A 17,650-nucleotide genomic window follows, 5' to 3' on the forward strand; every position below is an offset into this window, starting at 1 on the left:
GCGGCGCTGACGCCGCCGGGGCCGTTGCCGGGACGAAGCCGTGGCCGTCGGCGCGCCGCACGCGGGGCGCGTGCCTCAGCCGGACGGGATCTGCTCCTTCGCGGGCGACCGCCGCGCCGCACGGTCGAAAGGCACCACGACGCTTCCGTAGAAGCGCTGCACGGCGTCGTCGACGCTGCGGATGAAGCCGGTCTCGGCGTTGCCGCGGCCACTGCCCATGCCCTTGATCAAGGACAGGCGGAAGCCGGTGATCCGGGCGCCGTCGGCCCTGGGCAGGAGGTCCGCCGGTTCGGGGCGCAGCTTCTCCAGCGTTCCCCGCGGCCCGCCCGTCTCCCCGTCGACCAGTGTCTCGATGTGCAGATCGGCCGGCGCCTCCGCCAGCCGGCGCACCAGCCTCTTGGCCCACGTCAACGGGTAGCCCTGGTCGGGTGCCGGGATGTCCGTGGAGACGCGGAGCCTGCCGGTGCGCAGGTCCGCCCCGACCGACAGCACACCGGACGCGCCGTCGATGCGGAGTTCGGCCTGGAGCCGGCCCTGCAGACACAGGTGGTCGGCCTGGTCCCGTCGCAGCTCCCGGGGATCGCTGCCCCGCTTGCCCCGCTGTACCGGGAGCACCTTGCGGCCGAGTTCGCCCCCGAGCCCGAGGCACACCTGGCGGATGAGCCGTTCCCAGCTCTCCACGACGTCCAGCACCCTCGGGTCGCCCTGGCACAGGGTCTCGTCGTCGATGCCGTTGCGCACGGGCACCCAGGCCGGACCCATGTTCTGGAACCCGTGACAGCCGGAGTTCTCGTGCTGGAGGTAGTGGAGCAGTTCCTGCAGCAGCCACGCGTGCGCCGCGTTGCCGACGCCTTCGTGCCGGATCAACAGCTGGGCGTGGTAGGTGACTTCCGCCCAGGACAGGTGCCACAGGGCCACCTTGTGCTTGCGCCGGCCGTCGACCTTGACGTCCACCAGGGGGCTGCCCTCCAGCGCCACGTCGTTCGACAGCGTGATCACGGCTTCGTAGCCACGGCGCGCCGCGATGTCCATGTACGCCTGCACCTGCTCGCTCTTGAGCCCGTTGCCGTTGGTCTTCGTCTCGACCAGCGCCGTCCACAGCTTCCCCGCCCGCTCCACCCGGACGACGCCGTCGGGCCGCCGCGGTGTGTCACCGTGCGGCAGCGACACCTCGACGAACGTCTCCATGCGGCCCGCCGGCGCTCCGAACCCGGCCACGAGCCGTCTGCCGAACTCCGGCACCTGGGCCATGACCGACAGCAGCACCGACGTCGCGCGGGCCTCCCGGTCCCGGTCGCTCTTGAGCGCCGAGACGGGGAACAGCCTCGCCTCCCTCCAGGAGTCGTGCTCGGCGAGGGACTTCTTCGCCGCCCTGGGGAGGGTGATCTTCCGCTTGGCGGTGCGGGGCCGGGGCGCCGGCCCGGGCACCGGGGCCTGTTCGGCGGAGCGGCGGGGCGAGGGAACGGCGGGCAGCGCGGCCGCCGGGTCCGGCCCGGCCGCGGTGTCCCGACCGGCCGCGCCGTCCGGACCGGCCGCGTCGGCCGCCGCGTCCTCCTCCTCGGCCGTCCCCTCGTCCAGAGCGGATCCCTCTGCCGCGTCGTCGTCGATGTCCACGCCGAAGTCCCTGGCCAGACCGGCCAGGCCGTCGGCGTAGCCCTGTCCGACGGCACGGAACTTCCACGCGCCGTCCCGGCGGTACAGCTCGCCGAAGATGACCGCGCTCACCGACTCGGCGTCGTCGACCGCGAACCGGAGAAGTGCCTCACCGGTCCCGTCGGACAAGGTGACGGTGAGGTCCTCCAGTTCACCGAAGCGGGCGCCGCCGTAACGGCTCGCGGCGACGACCATCCTGTCCACGTCGTCCGGTACCGCCGTCAGGTCGAAGCCGATCCGGTCCTCGTCGCCCCGCTCCGCGGGAGCCTTGCCCAGCAGTTGCACGCTGCCGTCGGCCGCGACCGGGTTGTTGTAGAAGTAGAAGTCGGCGTCACTGCGCACCTTGCCCCCCGGGCCCAGCAACAGGACCGACACGTCCGCGTCGCCCTCGCCGCTCGGACTGGCCCAGCGGAGGCCGACGAGCACCGAGCCCACGTTGTCACTCAGGGCAGAGAGCGTCGCATTCGAGCCCTTGACCATCTCACGCACGAACAATCCCCCCGGATCGCTGCCGCTCCTCGTGTGATGTGGCACACACGGGAAGACTGTAGCGTGCAGAGATCACCGCCACACCTCGTGGCGGACACCCGCGCGAAAACTGTATGCCCGCCCCGTTTTGAGGTTACCGTTCGGTAGAACCCGTGCCCGGCCCCTCCCGGAGGTGCTCGCCCATGACGCCCGACCGTGCCCCGGGTCTCGCGGAGAGCTGTCGTGCTCTCGCCGGCGGGGAGGTGAGTTCCCGGGAGCTGGTCGAGCAGGCACTGGCGCGGATCGAGGCGACGCGGACGACACTGAACGCCTTCCGGATCGTGCGGGCGCAGGCCGCGCTCGCCGAGGCGGAGGCCGCCGACCGGGAGTTGGCCGCCGGTGGGCGGCGCCCGCTGCTCGGGGTGCCGGTGGCGGTGAAGGACGACATGGACGTGGCGGGCGAACCCACCGCGTTCGGCTGCCGGGGTGACTTCCCGCCGGCCGCGACGGACGGGGAGGCGGTACGGCGGCTGCGCGCGGCCGGTGCGGTGATCGTGGGCAAGACCAACACCTGTGAGCTGGGGCAGTGGCCGTTCACCGAGGGCCCGGCGTTCGGTGAGACCCGCAACCCGTGGCACACCGGGCACACGCCGGGCGGGTCCTCGGGCGGGTCGGCCGCCGCCGTCGCCGCCGGGCTCGTCCCGGCCGCGCTCGGCTCGGACGGCGCCGGCTCGGTGCGCATCCCCGCCTCCTGGACCCATCTGATCGGCATCAAGCCGCAGCGCGGCCGCGTCTCGACCTGGCCGCGCGCCGAGTCCTTCCACGGCATCACGGTCAACGGCACCCTCGCCCGCACGGTCGCCGACGCGGCCCTGCTGCTGGACGCGGCGAGCGGCAACCACCACGGCGACCTGCACCGGCCGCCCGCGCTGGCGGTCGCGGACGCGGTCGGCCGCGACCCGGGCCGGCTGCGCATCGCCCTGTCGCTGAAGCCGCCGTTCACGGCCACGGCCGCCCGGCTGCACCCGGAGATCCGCGCCCGCGTCGTGGAACTCGCCGACAAGCTGGCCGGGTGCGGACACGTCGTGGAGGAGGCCGATCCGCCGTACGGACAGATCGGCCTGGCCTTCGTGCCACGGGCCACCGCCGGGATCGCCGAGTGGGTCCGCGAGGCACCCGATCCGGCGCTGCTCGACCCGCGCACCCGGGGCGCCGCCCGGCTCGGCCGGCTGCTCGGCGGGGTGCCGCTGCGGGCGGCCCGGCGGGCCGAGGCCGGGCTGCAGCGGCGGATCGGCGCGTTCTTCGCGTCGTACGACGTGGTCCTCGCGCCGACGACCGCCCTGCCCCCGCCGCGGATCGGCGCGTTCGCCCGGCTCGGCGGGCCGGCCACCGACCGGGCGGTCATCGCCGCCTGCCCGTACGCCTGGCCGTGGAACGTGCTGGGCTGGCCGGGGGTGAACGTGCCCGCCGGGTTCACCGGTTCCGGGCTGCCGGTGGGCGCGCAGCTGCTCGGACCGGCCCACAGCGAGCCGCTCCTGGTGTCCCTGGCAGCGCAGTTGGAGGCGGAGCTGCGCTGGCACGAGCTGTGGCCGCCGCGACGGGCGGACGCGGACGGCCCGGCGGCATGACGGCGTCGCGCCCGTACGCTGGGGCCATGGGCGACGCGTCGATGGTCGGGCTGATGGGGCGGGTGACCGGGACGGTCGGGCCCGGTCTGGTGGGCGAGGTGATCGTGCGGGTGCGCGGGGGCGCGGAGCACTTCCTCGCCCATCCGGCCGACGGCAGGTCGCGGATCACGACCGGGACGGTGGTGATGGTGGTGGAGCACCTGCCGCCCAGGACGGTCTACGTGACACCGGCGTACGACAGTTGAGGTGCCGTCGCCCCAGGTGAGGGCGGCGCGTGTCAAGATTGCGACAAAGATCCGCCGGTGTCTTCACCCCGGCCCCCGGCAGGCGCACACTCCCTTCGTTCGGTGCCGAACGGGCACCATGCAAAGGGGGCGTATGCCGATGGTTGTCGGCGTCGTTGCGGGGGCGGTCGTCGTTGCCGTCCTCGTACTGATCGGTCTGTTCAAGATGATGTGGCGGGTGGCCGAGCCGAACGAGGCGCTCATCATCTCCGGGTCCAAGCACCGCACCGAGGGCATCGAGGAGGGCCTGGGCTTCCGCATCGTCACCGGACGGGGCACGCTGGTGCTGCCCGGGGTGCAGGCGGTGCGCAAGCTGTCGCTGGACCTGAACGAGACCGAGCTGCACGTGGACTGCGTGACGCACCAGGGCATTCCGCTGAAGGTGCGGGGCGTGGTCATCTTCAAGGTGGGCGACGACTTCGTGTCGATCGCGAACGCGGCCCGCCGCTTCCTGGACCAGCAGAAGCTGATGGCGGAGCGGGTGCACAACGTCTTCGCCGGTCATCTGCGGTCCATCGTCGGCGGGTTGACGGTCGAGGACATGATCCGCGACCGGGAGAAGCTGACCGGGCAGACCCGGGCGGCCTGCGGTACGGAGATGGAGAAGCTCGGTCTGATCGTGGACTCGCTGCAGATCCACGAGATCGAGGACCCGACCGGGTACATCCAGAACCTGGCGATGCCGCACGCGGCGGCCGTCCAGCGGGACGCCCGCATCGCGCAGGCCGAGGCGAACCGGCTGGCCACGGAGGCCGAGCAGCAGTCGTTCGCGCGGATGGCGGAGGCCACCCGGGACAGCGAGATCCTCCAGGCCGGCTACCAGGCCGAGCGGGACAAGGCGGCGGCCAAGGCCCAGCAGGCCGGACCGCTCGCCGCGGCGGCGGCCCGGCAGGAGGTCGTGGTGCAGGAGACGCGGGTCGCCGAGCTGGAGGCGCACCGGCGGGAGCAGCAGCTCCAAGCGGACGTCCGCAAGCCCGCGGACGCGAAGGCCTACGAGAAGCGGACGCTGGCCGAGGCGGAGCGTGACGCGCGGATCTCGGCGGCCCAGGCCAAGGCGAAGGAGACGGAGCTGGCCGCGGCGGCCGAGGCCACCCGGGTGAAGGCCGCCGCGGCGGCGGAGGCCGAGGCGACCGAGGCCCGGGGTACGGCGAGTGCCGCCGCCACCCGGGCCACCGGTGAGGCCGAGGCCGCCGCGGCGCAGGCGAAGGGCCTGGCGCAGGCCGAGGCGGCCCGGGCCCGCGGTCTGGCGGAGGCGGAGGCCATCAAGGCGCGGGCGGCGGCCCTGGCCGAGAACCAGGAGGCGGTCGTCGCCCAGCAACTCGCCGAGAAGTGGCCGGAGATCGTCCAGGCCGGCGCGTCCGCGTTCGGCAACGTCGACAACATGGTGCTGCTCAACGGCGCCGACGGCATGGGCGAGTTGTTCGCGAAGGCGCTCACCATGGGCGGTACGGGCCTGGGACTCGCCCGGAGGCTGCTCGCCGGCATGGGCGAGGGCGGTCAGCCGGCCCACGGTGATCCGTCCTCGCTCGACGCGGCGGTGACGCCTCCGCCGCAGCGGGTGCCCGTGGAGCAGGAGGGCTGAGTTCCGCGGGTCCTTCCCGGCCGGGGCCCCTCACCGGGGGTCCCGGCCGAGCGTGCGCACCAGCCGGTCGACGGTCCGCGGGTCCAGCGCCGGGTTCGCGGCGGCGGCGTGGGCGAGTTCCGGGTCGGCGAGGAGTTCCGCCATCCGGGCCGCCGGGAGGTTCGGGTGCCGGGCCAGGGCCGCCCGGACCCCGGCATCGGCGTCACGGGTGAGCCGTTCGGCGACGGCCGGTTCGGTCTCCGGGTCCCGTGCGACCAGCGCGCGGACCAGCGGGTCGGCGTGCCCGGCGAGACGGGCGAGCCCGGCACGCGGGAAGCGGGGGTGGTGGGGCAGGCGGTCGCGGTCCCGGCCGGTGTATTCCAGGAAGCTGCGCAGGAGCAGCGCCGGCGGTGCGTCCGGGTGGTGCTGTGCGAGCAGGACGCGGACGCCGGGGTCGTCGTCCTCGGCCAGGCGGGCGACCAGGTCGGCCGGCAGGGTGTGCTCCCGCGCGGCCCGCCGGCGCAGCATCGGGTGCCCGGAGAGCGCGTCCCGGCGGACGCCGGCCGGGTCCCGGGGCACCCGGGGCGCCGGGTGGAAGCCGAAATCGCCGTCCAGCGGCACCCGGTAGTCGATCCGGGCGCGTTCGTCCTCGCTGAAGGCGGGGTGCACCGACACGGCCAGCCGGACCTCCGGATCCGGGTCCGTGGCGAGGGCCCCGCGCTCCTCGGGGCCGAGGTCCGGGTGGCGGGCGACCGCGCGGCGCACGGCCGGGTCGGGGTCGGCGGCGAGGGCGCGCCGCTCGGGCGGCCGCACGTCGGCGCGGCCCGCGATCCGCTCCCGCACCTTCGGATCCGCGTCCCCGGCCAGCAGGACCACCGCGTCGGCCGGGAGGCCGGGGTTGAGGGCGATCGTCGCCCGCTCGCCCTCGCGGGCGGGAGCGGCGAGGACGCCGGCGACGACGGCCCGGCTCAGCGGCCGGTTCACCAGGATGTCGGTGCGGGCGTGGCAGGGCCGCGCGGGCAGCATGGCCTCCACCCACGCCGGGTCCTGCCCGCGCACCATGTCCCGGGCCCGCTCGCGCACTTCGTCGTCGGGGTCCGCCAGCAGCGCGGCGCGCCGCTGTGCGGACAGCGACTCCCACCGCCCGACGCCCCACGAGCGGACCCGGGCCACGGGATGGGCGGGCATCGCCTCGATCAGCTCCCACGACATCTGCTGCCAGAAACCGGTCGAGCCGAGCGGCTCCTCGTCGTCGTAGGTGCTGATCATGTGGACGACGGTGTCGTCGGGCAGCGGCCGCGGCCGGTGCGGCAAGGGCGTCCGGGGGCCCTCCGTGAGGTGACAGCGCACGCTCCAGTCGGCGTCGTCGACCAGCCGGGCCCGCTGGGCGGGGTCCACGTGGGGGTTGACCGCGAAGAAGCCGCGGGTGCGCGGGTCGGGGTGCGCGACCACCGCGTCCACGACCGGGTCCGGCAGATCGCGGTCCCGGCACAGCACCATGCGTACGGCGAGCGGAGCGTCGGCGAGCAGCCGGAGCAGGACCTCCGGCGGCACGGCCGGGTTGAGCGCCAGTCCCGCCAGTCTGCGCGCCGGCAGGTCGGCTTCCGCCCAGATCCGTTCCGGTGTCCCCATGGTTCCGTCTCCCCCCGTGCCGCCGTGCCCCGCCGGCCGACCCTACGGGAGTTGAGACGTGGGCGTACGACGGCGAAGCCCTGGTCCGGCTGCCGGCATGCGGATCGGTTCGCGCCCCTGCCGGCGTGCGCCGCCGCCGGTCACCTTAGGGTGCCTGCGTGAGTACGACCACCGAAGAGAACGTTCCGGGCCGTCAGGGCCCGCACGCCACCACCGAGGCCGATCCGCGCGCGGTCGGCCGGGTGCGCACCGAGTACTCCCCCGCCCACGACGGCGACCCGGACCCCGGGGAGATCGTGTGGACCTGGGTGCCGTTCGAGGAGAACGACGGACGCGGCAAGGACCGCCCGGTGCTGGTCGTGGCCCGGGAGCCGGGCCGCACCCTGCTGGCCGTCCAGCTGTCCAGCAGGCGGCACGACGGCGACCGGGACTGGGTGGCGATCGGCAGCGGCCCCTGGGACCGGTCGGGCCGGGAGTCGTGGGTGGCGGTGGACCGCGTGCTGCGCCTCCACGAGGAGGGCATGCGCCGGGAGGCGTGCGCGCTCGACCGGGTGCGGTTCAACCTCGTCCGCCGGCGCCTCCACGAGCGCTACGGCTGGACCTGACCGACCCGCTCCCCGCGACCTGGACCACACCCGGGCACGGCACCGGCCCGCACCGGTTCGCCCGGAGGGGGTTCCGCGTCAGGCGCGCCGGCCCACCGGGGTGCGCGTGCGGGGGCGTCGGCCCACCGGGTCGCGCGTGCGGGGGCGTCGGGCCCACCGAATTCCGCGTGCGGGCGCGTCGGCCCACCGGGTCGCGCGTGCGGGGGCGTCGGGCCCACCGAATCCGCGTGCGGGCGCGTCGGCCCGCCCCTGGACGCCCCGCGCCGTGGCCGGCCGTACCCGACCCGAGCCGGCCCCGGCACCACCGTGCCCCAGCCCGGCCCACGTCCGCCCCGGCACCCTCGGCGCCCGGACGGCCCGCGCCCCGGCGGCCCGCGCGGCTCCTACGGCCGGACCCGGCCGGTCCGTCGGTCCCCGCCTCCTGCGCCGGCACCGGCGCCCGCCTGCGGAAACGCCCGTTCGAACGCCGTCCGCGCGGCCCGCACCGGGTCCGCGAAGGGCACCTGGCGCCCGGGCGCCCGGCAACGGCCCGCGGTCACGACGCGTCGCGGCTGCGCGGCGAGCCCGCGCAGGCGCGCGCTCACGGCGCCACCCCCGTGGGCGCCGCGGCCGCGGCCTGCGCGGTCTCGCTCGTCGTGCTCATGGAGGCATCCTGAGTGATGCTGGTGGGGCGGTGCAACGGGGTTTCCCGGCCCCCGGAACGCGCCGGGAACAGACAGGGAAACGGAGGTGACGGATCCGGAACGTCCCGGTTGGCCCCCTTGTGCGATGCGGCGGAAAGGTTTTGGGTGGGACGAGCGCCCGCCCGGACACCCCACCGGGCCGGCGGCACGGTGGAACTTCAGGAGGACCCGACATGTCCGATACGCAGAGCGACGGCGGTGACTGTACGGAGCACCGCACCGCCGTCACCGAGGCCGAGGTGGAGGCCCTGGTCCGGGGCATCTGCTTCAAGACCGGCCCGCCCCGCACCCTCGGTGTCGAGCTGGAGTGGCTCGTCCACTCCCTGGAGCTGCCGCAGCTCCCCGTCACACCCGAACGACTCGAAGCGGCCTACGCCACCCTGCGGGCCGTGCCCCTGAGCTCGGCGCTCACCGTCGAACCCGGCGGCCAGCTGGAGCTGAGCTCGCGGCCCGCCGCCTCCCTGACGGAGTGCGTGGACACCGTCTCCGCCGACCTGGACGCCGTACGGGCGGTCCTGGCGGAGGACGGCCTCGGCCTGGCGGGCATCGGCCAGGATCCCTGGCACACGCCCCGCAGATTCCTGCGCGAGCCGCGCTACGACGCCATGGAGACCTGCCTGGACCGCAACGGTCCGGCCGGCCGGCGCATGATGTGCACCTCGGCCTCCGTACAGGTCTGCGTGGACGCCGGCCACGAGGAGCCCGGCCCGTTGGGGCACGCCCGGCGCTGGTGGCTGGCCCACCAGCTGGGCCCGGTGCTGGTGGCGGCGTTCGCCAACTCGCCGCTGGTGGAACGGCGGCCCACGGGCTGGCAGTCCGCCCGGCAGCTGACGTGGATGGAGATCGGTGCCGGCCGGGCCGGCGCTCCCCCGCTGGCCGGCGAGCCACGGGCCGTCTGGGCCCGGCACGTACTGGACTCCCCGGTGATGTGCGTGCGCCGGGAGAGCGGACCGTGGGAGGTTCCCGCGGGACTGACGTTCCGGGAGTGGGCCCGCTCCGGGTCGCCCCGGCCGCCCACCCGGGCGGACCTCGACTACCACCTGACGACCCTGTTCCCGCCGGTCCGGCCGCGCGGCCACCTGGAGCTGCGGATGATCGACGCGCAGCCCGGCGAGGACGGCTGGCTGGTGCCGCTCGCGGTGACGGCGGCGCTGTTCGACGACCCGGAGGCCACCGAGCGCGCCTACCGGACGGTCAAGCCGCTGGCCGAGCGGGCCCTGAACCTGCCCGCACCGCACAACCCGCTGTGGGCGGACGCGGCCCGGGTCGGGTTGGCCGACCCGGAGCTGCGCGAGGCCGCCGCCGCCTGTTTCGCGGCGGCCCTGGAGGCGCTGCCCAGGCTGGGCGCCGCGACCCGGGTCACCGACGCCGTCGCGGCGTTCCGGGACCGCTACGTGGCCCGGGGCCGCTGCCCCGCCGACGACCTGCTGGACCGGCTGACCGCGAGTGACAGGCCCCGATCCGGCCCGGCCGGGGGCACCCGCACCGCCCGCCGGAGGAAGGACATCCGTACATGACCGCCCCCGAGACCGAGACCCCGCCGGACACCGAGGCGCTGCGCGAGCGCGCGCTGGCCTCCCTCACCACCGCCCGGGACCGCACCACGCTGCTGACCAGCTGCGTGGACGATCCGGATCTCACCGCGCAGCACTCCCCGCTGATGTCCCCGCTGGTGTGGGACCTGGCGCACATCGGCAACCAGGAGGAGCAGTGGCTGCTCCGGACGGTCGGCGGCCGGGAGGCGATACGGCCCGAGATAGACGGCCTGTACGACGCCTTCGAGCACCCGCGGGCCGAGCGCCCCTCGCTGCCGCTGCTGCCGCCCGCCGAGGCCCGCCGGTACGCGGCCGAGGTGCGCGGCCGGGCGCTGGACCTGCTGGAGGCCGCCGACTTCCACGGCACCCGGCTGACCGAGGCCGGTTTCGCCTTCGGCATGATCGCCCAGCACGAGCAGCAGCACGACGAGACCATGCTGATCACCCATCAGCTGCGCACCGGTCCACGGGCCCTGACCGCGCCGGACCCGGAACCGGTCCCGCCGTTCACCGGTCCGGCCGAAGTCCTGGTGCCCGGGGGCCCGTTCACGATGGGCACCTCGAGTGAGCCCTGGGCCCTGGACAACGAACGCCCGGCACACCCGCGGGAGGTGGCGCCGTTCTGGATCGACACGACCCCGGTGACGAACGCGGCGTACCAGGCGTTCATCGCGGACGGCGGCTACGACACCGAGCGCTGGTGGTCGCCGGAGGGCTGGGCGCACATCCGGCGGCACGCCGTCACGGCCCCGCTGTTCTGGCGTCGGGACGGCGGCCAGTGGCTGCGACGCCGGTTCGGGATCACGGAACCGGTCCCGCCGGACGAGCCGGTGCTGCACGTGTCCTGGTACGAGGCCGACGCCTACGCCCGCTGGGCCGGGCGACGGCTGCCCACCGAGACCGAGTGGGAGAAGGCGGCCCGCCACGACCCGGTGACCGGCCGTTCCCGGCGCTACCCGTGGGGCGACGCCGATCCGGCGCCGGAACACGCCAACCTGGGCCAGCGCCACCTCGGGCCGGCCCCCGCCGGCAGCTACCCGGCCGGTGAGTCGCCGCTCGGGGTCCGGCAGCTGATCGGTGACGTGTGGGAGTGGACGGCGAGCGACTTCCTGCCGTACCCGGGCTTCACGGCCTTCCCGTACAAGGAGTACTCGGAGGTGTTCTTCGGGTCCGAGTACAAGGTGCTGCGCGGCGGTTCGTTCGCCGTGGACCCGGTGGCCTGCCGGGGCACGTTCCGCAACTGGGACTACCCGATCCGCCGGCAGATCTTCTCCGGGTTCCGCACCGCACGCTCGGAGAGCGTCTGATGTGCCGTCACCTCGCCTACCTGGGGCCCGAGGAGCGGCTCGGCCGGCTGCTCGTGGAGCCCCCGCACAGCCTGTTCCGGCAGTCCTGGGCGCCGCGCCGGCAGCGGCACGGGACGGTCAACGCCGACGGCTTCGGGGTGGGCTGGTACGCCCCCGGGGATCCCGTCCCGGCCCGCTACCGGCGGGCCGGGCCGGTCTGGGCCGACCTGTCCTTCGCCGACCTGGGCCGGGTGGTGCGCTCGGGTGCCGTGCTCGCGGCCGTCCGGGACGCCACCCTTGCCGGGGCGGACGCCGAGGCCGCGGCGGCGCCGTTCGCGGCCGGGCGGTGGCTGTTCAGCCACAACGGAGCGATCGCGGGCTGGCCGGACTCGGCGGCGCCGCTGGTGTCCGGGCTGCCGCCGGTGGACCTGCTGTCGCTGCAGGCCCGCACCGACTCGGCGTTCGTCTGGGCGCTGGTCCTGCACCGGCTGCGTGCCGGCGACGAACCGGACGAGGCCTTGGGCGAAACGGTTCGCCAGGTGGCCCGGGCCGCTCCCGCCTCCCGCCTGAACCTGTTGCTGACCGACGGAGCCGTGATCGCCGCCACCGCCTGGGGCGATTCGCTCTGGTACCGCACGGAGCCCGGCCGGAGCACCGTCGTGGCCTCCGAGCCGTACGACGACGACCCCCTCTGGCAGGAGGTCCCCGACCGCACCGTGCTCACCGCGAGCCGCGCCGGCGTGCTGCTCGCCCCCCTGGACGAACCAGCGCCCGCAACACCGAAGGAGCCCTGCCGTTGAGCCCCCTGCACGTCACCCGCACGCTCCCCGAGGACGCGACGGACGCCGCGCTGCGCGCCGATGTCCTGCACGGCCTCACCGCGACGCCCAAGTGGCTGCCGCCGAAGTGGTTCTACGACGCCCGCGGCAGCGAACTGTTCGAGCAGATCACCCAACTGCCCGAGTACTACCCCACCCGCGCCGAGCGGGAGATCCTCGCCGATCGGTCCGGTGAGATCGCCGCCGCGAGCGGTGCCTGCACCCTGGTCGAACTGGGGTCGGGTTCCTCGGAGAAGACCCGCTACCTGATCGACGCGCTCCCCCTGGCGGCGTACGTCCCGGTCGACGTCAGCGAGAGCGCCCTCACCCAGGCCGGGCAGGCGCTGGTCGGGGAGCGCCCGGACCTCCACGTCCACGCCCTGATCGCGGACTTCACCGCCCCGCTGGACCTGCCCGCCACGCCCGGTCCCCGGCTGGTGGCGTTCCTCGGCGGCACGATCGGCAACCTGCTGCCCGTCGAACGCGCCCGGTTCCTGGCCTCCGTGCGCACGCTGCTCGCCCCGGGCGACGGGCTGCTGCTCGGCACGGACCTGGTCAAGGACGAGCGCGTGCTGGTCCGGGCGTACGACGACGCGGCCGGGGTGACGGCCGCCTTCAACAAGAACGTGCTGGCCGTGGTCGACCGCGAGCTGGGCGCCGACTTCGATCCGGACGCGTTCGACCACGTGGCCCTGTGGGACGCCGAGCGGGAGTGGATCGAGATGCGGCTGCGCTCCCGTACCGCGCAGACCGTGAAGGTGCCCGCGCTGGATCTCGCCGTGGACTTCGCCGCGGGCGAGGAGCTGCGCACCGAGGTGTCGGCCAAGTTCCGCAAGGAGGGTGTGACCGCCGAACTGGCCGCCGTCGGACTGGAGCTGACGCACTGGTGGACGGACGCGCAGGACCGGTTCGCGCTGTCGCTGAGCGTGGCACGGTGAACCGGGCCGGGCCGGTCACCCCACGTCCGGGGCGAGCGACTCGGTGATTCTGCGGGAGGCGCGGCGGGCCTCGGTCGCCGGGTCCGCGCCGTTCAGCACCCGGGTCATGTACTCCTTGATCGGGTTGTCGGCCTCCACGTCGGCCCACTGAGGGGTGTGGGGGGTCGCCCGGCCGTGTGCCGCGCCCGCGGCCATGGCGGCGACCCCCTCCTCGCCCGCCACCGCGCCGGCCAGATCGGTCTTGTTGGGGACGTAGTTCATGGTGCGGGCCAGTTCGGTGTCCCACTTGGCACCGGTGAGCGCCGCGACGACGGCGGTCGCGGCGAACTGGTCGTCGGTGTTGCCCGCGACGACCAGGTCGGAGCCGCCGGTGAAGACGGTGCCGGGCCGCCCGGGGGTCCTGCCGGGCACCGGGAAGAAGCCGAGCCTGCCCTTCAGCGCCGGGTTCTGTTTGAGGACGGACTGGGCGAGCCCGGGCACGGCGATGATCTGCGCGACCTTGCCGCCGGCGAACACCCCGGCCTGGGGCGGGTGTTCCTCGTCGGCGTCCACGGGGCCGCTGCCGAGCGCCTGGAGCCGGCGGTAGAAGTCCATGCCGCGCAGCGCGGCCGGGGTGTCCAGGGTGCCCCGCCAGGTGTGGTCCTGCTCCCGGGCGAGGTCGCCGCCCTCGTCCCAGATGAAGCCGGAGAGCGTGTACCAGTCCTGTCCGGCGAGGTAGATGCCCTGCGTGCCACCGGAGTTCAGCTTCTCGGTGGCGGTGAGCCATTCCTCACGGGTCTTCGGCGGACGGGTGACGCCGGCCCGCTCGAAGAGGTCCTTGCGGTAGATCACGACGCGGTTGGCGGCGTACCAGGGGATGCCGTACTGCTTGTTGCCGTCCTTGCCGGGCTGGGCGAGGCCGGGCAGCCACGTGTCCTTGCCCCAGTCCCGCATCGACTCCAGCGTGAGGTCGGTGAGCCGGCCGCCGTCGGCGTACAGCGGCACCTGGGTGTTGCCGACCTCGATGACGTCCGGGCCGTCGCCGGAGTCCGCCTTCAGCGCGGCGCGGACCTTTTCGACGATGCCGGTCCACTGCTGGATGCGGATGTCCAACCGCAGGTCCTCATGGGTGCGTTCGAAGTCCTCGGTGAAACGCCGCAGGAACTCCTTGGAGGCGCTGTCCTTCATCAGCCACACGGTGACGGTCGTGCGTCCGTGGTCGCCGGGGAGCAGCCCGCAGCCGCTGACGAGGGAGCCGGTGACACAGAGGAGGGCGAGCAGACGTCGTCTCACGAGGGGTCCTGTTCTGTCTGGCAGGGGTGCTGGGACAGGGAAGGGGGCCCGGCGTGGGGGGCGAGCGGGTGGCTCGTACGGGTGTGCTGGATTTTGGTATGGACCAATGCGGAGGTCAAGGGCTTCCGGCGGTTCGCCGGTGACGCCGTGCCGACACCGCGCCGTGCGGACACCGCCCGGATACGGCACGGTGGAGTACGGCGCGACACGAGAGGAGCACCCGCATGTCGAACCACACCTACCGGGTCACCGAGATCGTCGGCACCTCGCACGAGGGCCTCGACCAGGCCATCCGCAACGGCATCGCGCGGGCCGACCAGACGCTGCGCAACCTGGACTGGTTCGAGGTGACGCAGGTCCGCGGCCAGATCGAGAACGGCCGCGTCGAGCACTACCAGGTGGGCCTGAAGGTGGGCTTCCGCCTCGAGGACGGCGACTGAGCCGCCGGGAACGGCTTCTCAGGTACGTCCTTCGCGCTCCTGCGCCTCCTCGAGGGCGGCCGACTCGGCGGCCCAGCGGGCCCGGACCACGGTGAACCCGGCGCGCTCGGCGTCGTCGCACACCAGCTCGTCGTCGTCCACCAGCACCCGCACCTCCCGGTCCCGGGCGAGCCGGCGCAGGATCTGCAGCTTGGTGAACCGGGCCGGCCTGCGGTCGGCGTTGCTCCGCATGTACACGCGCCCCTCGGGCAGCCCGTGCGCGGCCAGCCAGTCCAGCGTGTCCCGGCGGCACCGCTCGGGGCGGCCGGTGAGGTAGACGACCTCGCAGGCGCCGACGCTCTCCACGGCCAGCGCCACACCCTCGGCGAGCGGCGGGTCCTGGGGCGCGGCGGCGAAGAACGCGTCCCAGTCACGCGGCCGGCTCTCCAGGAAGTGCTGGCGGTGGGCGGTGTCGGCCAGCGTGTTGTCCAGGTCGAACACCGCGAGCGGGCGCTTGCTGCTGTCGGTCACACCGGCCACCTTAGCCAGTCGCCGTGGCCCGCCGCCCCGGGGCGGCACACCGCACCGGACCCCCGCCCGGCACCGCCGGGCACGCCGGCCGGCAGGCGTCCGCGCACCGGCCGGACGCGCCCGCGGGAATCCCCCGTCCGCCAGGGCGTTGAATCCTGCGTGAGCAGCTCAGTGATCAGCCGGACCCGGTTCTCCGTCCTCGACCGCTCCCGCATCCGCGAGGGCCGGCCGCCAGGGGAGGCGCTGCGGGACACCGTCGCCCTGGCCCGGGAGGCCGAGGCGCTCGGCTACCACCGGTTCTGGGTCTCGGAGCACCACGGTGTGCCCGGGGTCGCCGGCTCGGCGCCGACCGTGCTCGCCGCCGCGGTCGCCGCGGCCACCCGCACCCTGCGGGTCGGCACCGGCGGAGTCATGCTGCCCAATCACCGGCCCCTGGTCGTGGCCGAGCAGTTCGGGGTGCTGGAGGCGCTGTTCCCGGGCCGGATCGACATGGGACTCGGCCGCTCGGTGGGCTTCACGAACGGGGTGCGCAAGGCGCTCGGCCGGGACAAGGGCGATGCCGAGGACTTCGCCGGACAGCTCGGGGAGCTGCTGGGCTGGTTCACGGGCGGCTCGCCGGCCGGCGTCCACGCGCGTCCCGCGGAGGGCCTCAGGGTGCCGCCGTTCGTGCTGGCGACGGGTGAGGGCGCGCGGATCGCGGCACGCGCGGGCCTGCCCGTGGTCATCGGCGACCTGCGCGGCCGGGAGAAGCTGCTGCGCGGCATCGACGACTACCGCTCGCTGTTCCGGCCCTCCCCCTGGGCGGCCGAGCCGTACGTCGTGATCTCGGGTACGGTCGCGGTCGCCGGCAGCGAGGCCGAGGCGCGCCGGCTGCTGGTCCCGGAGGCCTGGTCGACGGCGTACTCCCGCACGCACGGCACCTTCCCGCCGCTCGCCCCCGCCGAGTCCGTCGAGGCCCGCACCATGACCGTGCGGGAACGGGACGTCTACGAGTCAGCCCTGGCCGGACACATCGCCGGCACGCCGGAGCAGGTGGCCCACGAACTGGAGGCGGTGCTCAAGGAGACCGGCGCGCAGGAGGTGCTCGTCACCACCAGCACCTACGACCGCGCCGCGCTGCTGGACTCCCTCCGCCGGCTCGCCGGGCTGTTCGCGCCGGACCGGTGCAGCGCCCGAGATGCGGACCCGGCACGGGCCGGTGACCCTGGGAGGGCGAACCCCTAGCGACGAGGAGTGGATGCCATGTCCTTCAAGGACAAGATCAAGGGCATGCTCAAGGGCCGTGAAGGCATGGCCGACAAGGGCATCGACCAGGGCGGCGACTACCTCGACCAGCGCACCGGCGACAAGTACCGGTCGCAGGTCGACACCGGCCAGGACAAGCTGCGGGACGAGTTCGGCACCCGGCCGCAGGACCGGGACAACCCTCCGGGGGCGTAGCGCACGGGGGCGGTTAGAGTATCCCCCCGATGCACAGCCCCCATGATCCCTTCGTCCGCGTCCGCGGTGCCCGTGAGCACAACCTCAAGGGTGTGGACGTCGACGTCCCCCGGGACGCCCTGGCCGTGTTCACCGGCGTCTCCGGCTCCGGCAAGTCCTCGCTGGCCTTCGGCACCCTGTACGCCGAGGCGCAGCGGCGGTACTTCGAGTCGGTCGCCCCGTACGCGCGCAGGCTGATCCACCAGGTCGGTGCGCCGAAGGTCGGTGAGATCACCGGGCTGCCGCCCGCGGTCTCGCTGCAGCAGCGCCGCGCGGCCCCCACCTCGCGCTCCTCGGTGGGCACGGTCACCAACCTCTCCAACTCGCTGCGCATGCTGTTCTCACGCGCCGGCACCTACCCGCCCGGCGCCGGACGGCTCGACTCGGACGCGTTCTCCCCGAACACGGCGGCCGGGGCCTGCCCCGCCTGCCACGGACTCGGGAAGGTGCACGAGACCACCGAGGAACTGCTGGTCCCGGACCCCTCGCTGTCCGTCCGCGAAGGCGCCGTCGCGGCCTGGCCGGGCGCCTGGCAGGGCAAGAACCTGCGGGACATCCTGGACACGCTCGGATACGACGTGGACCGGCCCTGGCGCGAGCTGCCCGCCGAGCAGCGCGCGTGGATCCTGTTCACCGACGAGCAGCCGGTGGTCACCGTCCACCCGGTCCGGGACGCGGACCGCATCCAACGGCCCTACCAGGGCACCTACATGAGCGCCCGCCGGTACGTGCTGAAGACCTTCTCCGACACCAGGTCGCCCACCCTGCGGGCGAAGGCGGAACGGTTCCTGACCAGCGCGCCCTGCCCGGCCTGCGGGGGCAGCCGGCTGCGGCCCGAGGCGCTCGCGGTGACCTTCG

15 protein-coding genes and 1 pseudogene are annotated in these 17,650 nt (G+C 74.5%); 12 read left to right on the forward strand and 4 right to left on the reverse strand.

Translation table 11 applies throughout. The features are described from left to right. Positions 1 to 75: 75 nt before the first annotated feature. A complete protein-coding gene (locus IE312_RS24385; protein WP_189984493.1) occupies positions 76 to 2,133 on the reverse strand; it encodes a TerD family protein in 2,058 nt (685 codons plus the stop codon). A 191-nt stretch (positions 2,134 to 2,324) separates the two neighbouring features. Here IE312_RS24385 and IE312_RS24390 point away from each other — a divergent pair, with 191 nt between their 5' ends. From IE312_RS24390 to IE312_RS24400, 3 genes are all read left to right on the forward strand, one after another. Further along, positions 2,325 to 3,749: an amidase gene (locus IE312_RS24390; RefSeq protein ID WP_189984458.1), complete on the forward strand. Its 1,425-nt coding sequence runs from the start codon at positions 2,325 to 2,327 to the stop codon at positions 3,747 to 3,749. Between the two features lie 26 nt (positions 3,750 to 3,775). Beyond that, a complete protein-coding gene (locus IE312_RS24395) occupies positions 3,776 to 3,994 on the forward strand; it encodes an NfeD C-terminal domain-containing protein (RefSeq protein WP_189984459.1) in 219 nt (72 codons plus the stop codon). Between the two features lie 133 nt (positions 3,995 to 4,127). Further along, positions 4,128 to 5,615, forward strand: coding sequence for an SPFH domain-containing protein (locus IE312_RS24400; protein WP_189984460.1), 1,488 nt, complete (start codon positions 4,128 to 4,130; stop codon positions 5,613 to 5,615). Positions 5,616 to 5,645: 30 nt separating this feature from the next. Here the strand turns inward: IE312_RS24400 and IE312_RS24405 are convergent, their stop codons facing one another. Continuing rightward, positions 5,646 to 7,226 carry a hypothetical protein gene (locus IE312_RS24405; protein WP_189984461.1) on the reverse strand — a complete coding sequence of 527 codons (1,581 nt, stop codon included), beginning with the start codon at positions 7,224 to 7,226 and terminating at the stop codon, positions 5,646 to 5,648. Positions 7,227 to 7,384: 158 nt separating this feature from the next. On the opposite strand from IE312_RS24405, the gene IE312_RS24410 reads away from it, so the two are divergent. The 5 genes from IE312_RS24410 (at position 7,385) to egtD (ending at position 13,091) form a co-directional block, all read left to right on the forward strand. Further along, positions 7,385 to 7,831 carry a type II toxin-antitoxin system PemK/MazF family toxin gene (locus IE312_RS24410; protein WP_189984462.1) on the forward strand — a complete coding sequence of 149 codons (447 nt, stop codon included), beginning with the start codon at positions 7,385 to 7,387 and terminating at the stop codon, positions 7,829 to 7,831. A gap of 856 nt (positions 7,832 to 8,687) precedes the next feature. After that, positions 8,688 to 10,031: an ergothioneine biosynthesis glutamate--cysteine ligase EgtA gene (egtA, locus tag IE312_RS24415; protein ID WP_189984463.1), complete on the forward strand. Its 1,344-nt coding sequence runs from the start codon at positions 8,688 to 8,690 to the stop codon at positions 10,029 to 10,031. Continuing rightward, the gene (egtB, locus tag IE312_RS24420; RefSeq protein ID WP_189984464.1) at positions 10,028 to 11,356 is read left to right on the forward strand and encodes an ergothioneine biosynthesis protein EgtB; all 1,329 of its coding nucleotides are present in this window, start codon (positions 10,028 to 10,030) and stop codon (positions 11,354 to 11,356) included. Before egtA ends, egtB begins: the two co-directional genes overlap by 4 nt. Continuing rightward, a complete protein-coding gene (gene egtC / locus IE312_RS24425; RefSeq protein ID WP_189984465.1) occupies positions 11,356 to 12,135 on the forward strand; it encodes an ergothioneine biosynthesis protein EgtC in 780 nt (259 codons plus the stop codon). Before egtB ends, egtC begins: the two co-directional genes overlap by 1 nt. Further along, positions 12,132 to 13,091, forward strand: a complete 960-nt coding sequence (gene egtD / locus IE312_RS24430) for an L-histidine N(alpha)-methyltransferase (RefSeq protein WP_189984466.1) — start codon at positions 12,132 to 12,134, stop codon at positions 13,089 to 13,091. Before egtC ends, egtD begins: the two co-directional genes overlap by 4 nt. Positions 13,092 to 13,106: 15 nt before the next feature. On the opposite strand, the gene IE312_RS24435 is transcribed toward egtD, so the two are convergent. Continuing rightward, positions 13,107 to 14,363, reverse strand: coding sequence for an extracellular solute-binding protein (locus IE312_RS24435; RefSeq protein ID WP_189984467.1), 1,257 nt, complete (start codon positions 14,361 to 14,363; stop codon positions 13,107 to 13,109). Between the two features lie 224 nt (positions 14,364 to 14,587). Here IE312_RS24435 and IE312_RS24440 point away from each other — a divergent pair, with 224 nt between their 5' ends. Further along, the gene (locus tag IE312_RS24440) at positions 14,588 to 14,803 is read left to right on the forward strand and encodes a dodecin (RefSeq protein ID WP_030348223.1); all 216 of its coding nucleotides are present in this window, start codon (positions 14,588 to 14,590) and stop codon (positions 14,801 to 14,803) included. An 18-nt stretch (positions 14,804 to 14,821) separates the two neighbouring features. On the opposite strand, the gene IE312_RS24445 is transcribed toward IE312_RS24440, so the two are convergent. Continuing rightward, positions 14,822 to 15,313, reverse strand: coding sequence for a phosphatase domain-containing protein (locus IE312_RS24445; protein WP_189984468.1), 492 nt, complete (start codon positions 15,311 to 15,313; stop codon positions 14,822 to 14,824). A 159-nt stretch (positions 15,314 to 15,472) separates the two neighbouring features. Here IE312_RS24445 and IE312_RS24450 point away from each other — a divergent pair, with 159 nt between their 5' ends. The 3 genes and pseudogenes from IE312_RS24450 to IE312_RS41710 form a co-directional block, all read left to right on the forward strand. Beyond that, positions 15,473 to 16,537: an LLM class flavin-dependent oxidoreductase gene (locus IE312_RS24450; RefSeq protein ID WP_189984469.1), complete on the forward strand. Its 1,065-nt coding sequence runs from the start codon at positions 15,473 to 15,475 to the stop codon at positions 16,535 to 16,537. An 18-nt stretch (positions 16,538 to 16,555) separates the two neighbouring features. Then, positions 16,556 to 16,753, forward strand: a complete 198-nt coding sequence (locus IE312_RS24455; RefSeq protein ID WP_189984470.1) for an antitoxin — start codon at positions 16,556 to 16,558, stop codon at positions 16,751 to 16,753. Positions 16,754 to 16,782: 29 nt separating this feature from the next. Further along, positions 16,783 to 17,650 (forward strand): annotated as a pseudogene (locus tag IE312_RS41710) (ABC transporter); the annotation flags it as partial.

The organism is Streptomyces capoamus, assembly GCF_014654935.1.
GTDB classification, from domain to species: Bacteria; Actinomycetota; Actinomycetes; order Streptomycetales; family Streptomycetaceae; genus Streptomyces; species Streptomyces capoamus.

Coding starts and splice junctions, on each gene's coding strand:
- IE312_RS24385 (WP_189984493.1), bottom strand. CDS start 2,133: ATGGTCAAGGGCTCGAATGCGACGCTCTCTGCCCTGAGTGACAACGTG.
- IE312_RS24390 (WP_189984458.1), top strand. CDS start 2,325: ATGACGCCCGACCGTGCCCCGGGTCTCGCGGAGAGCTGTCGTGCTCTC.
- IE312_RS24395 (WP_189984459.1), top strand. CDS start 3,776: ATGGGCGACGCGTCGATGGTCGGGCTGATGGGGCGGGTGACCGGGACG.
- IE312_RS24400 (WP_189984460.1), top strand. CDS start 4,128: ATGCCGATGGTTGTCGGCGTCGTTGCGGGGGCGGTCGTCGTTGCCGTC.
- IE312_RS24405 (WP_189984461.1), bottom strand. CDS start 7,226: ATGGGGACACCGGAACGGATCTGGGCGGAAGCCGACCTGCCGGCGCGC.
- egtA (WP_189984463.1), top strand. CDS start 8,688: ATGTCCGATACGCAGAGCGACGGCGGTGACTGTACGGAGCACCGCACC.
- egtB (WP_189984464.1), top strand. CDS start 10,028: ATGACCGCCCCCGAGACCGAGACCCCGCCGGACACCGAGGCGCTGCGC.
- egtC (WP_189984465.1), top strand. CDS start 11,356: ATGTGCCGTCACCTCGCCTACCTGGGGCCCGAGGAGCGGCTCGGCCGG.
- IE312_RS24440 (WP_030348223.1), top strand. CDS start 14,588: ATGTCGAACCACACCTACCGGGTCACCGAGATCGTCGGCACCTCGCAC.
- IE312_RS24455 (WP_189984470.1), top strand. CDS start 16,556: ATGTCCTTCAAGGACAAGATCAAGGGCATGCTCAAGGGCCGTGAAGGC.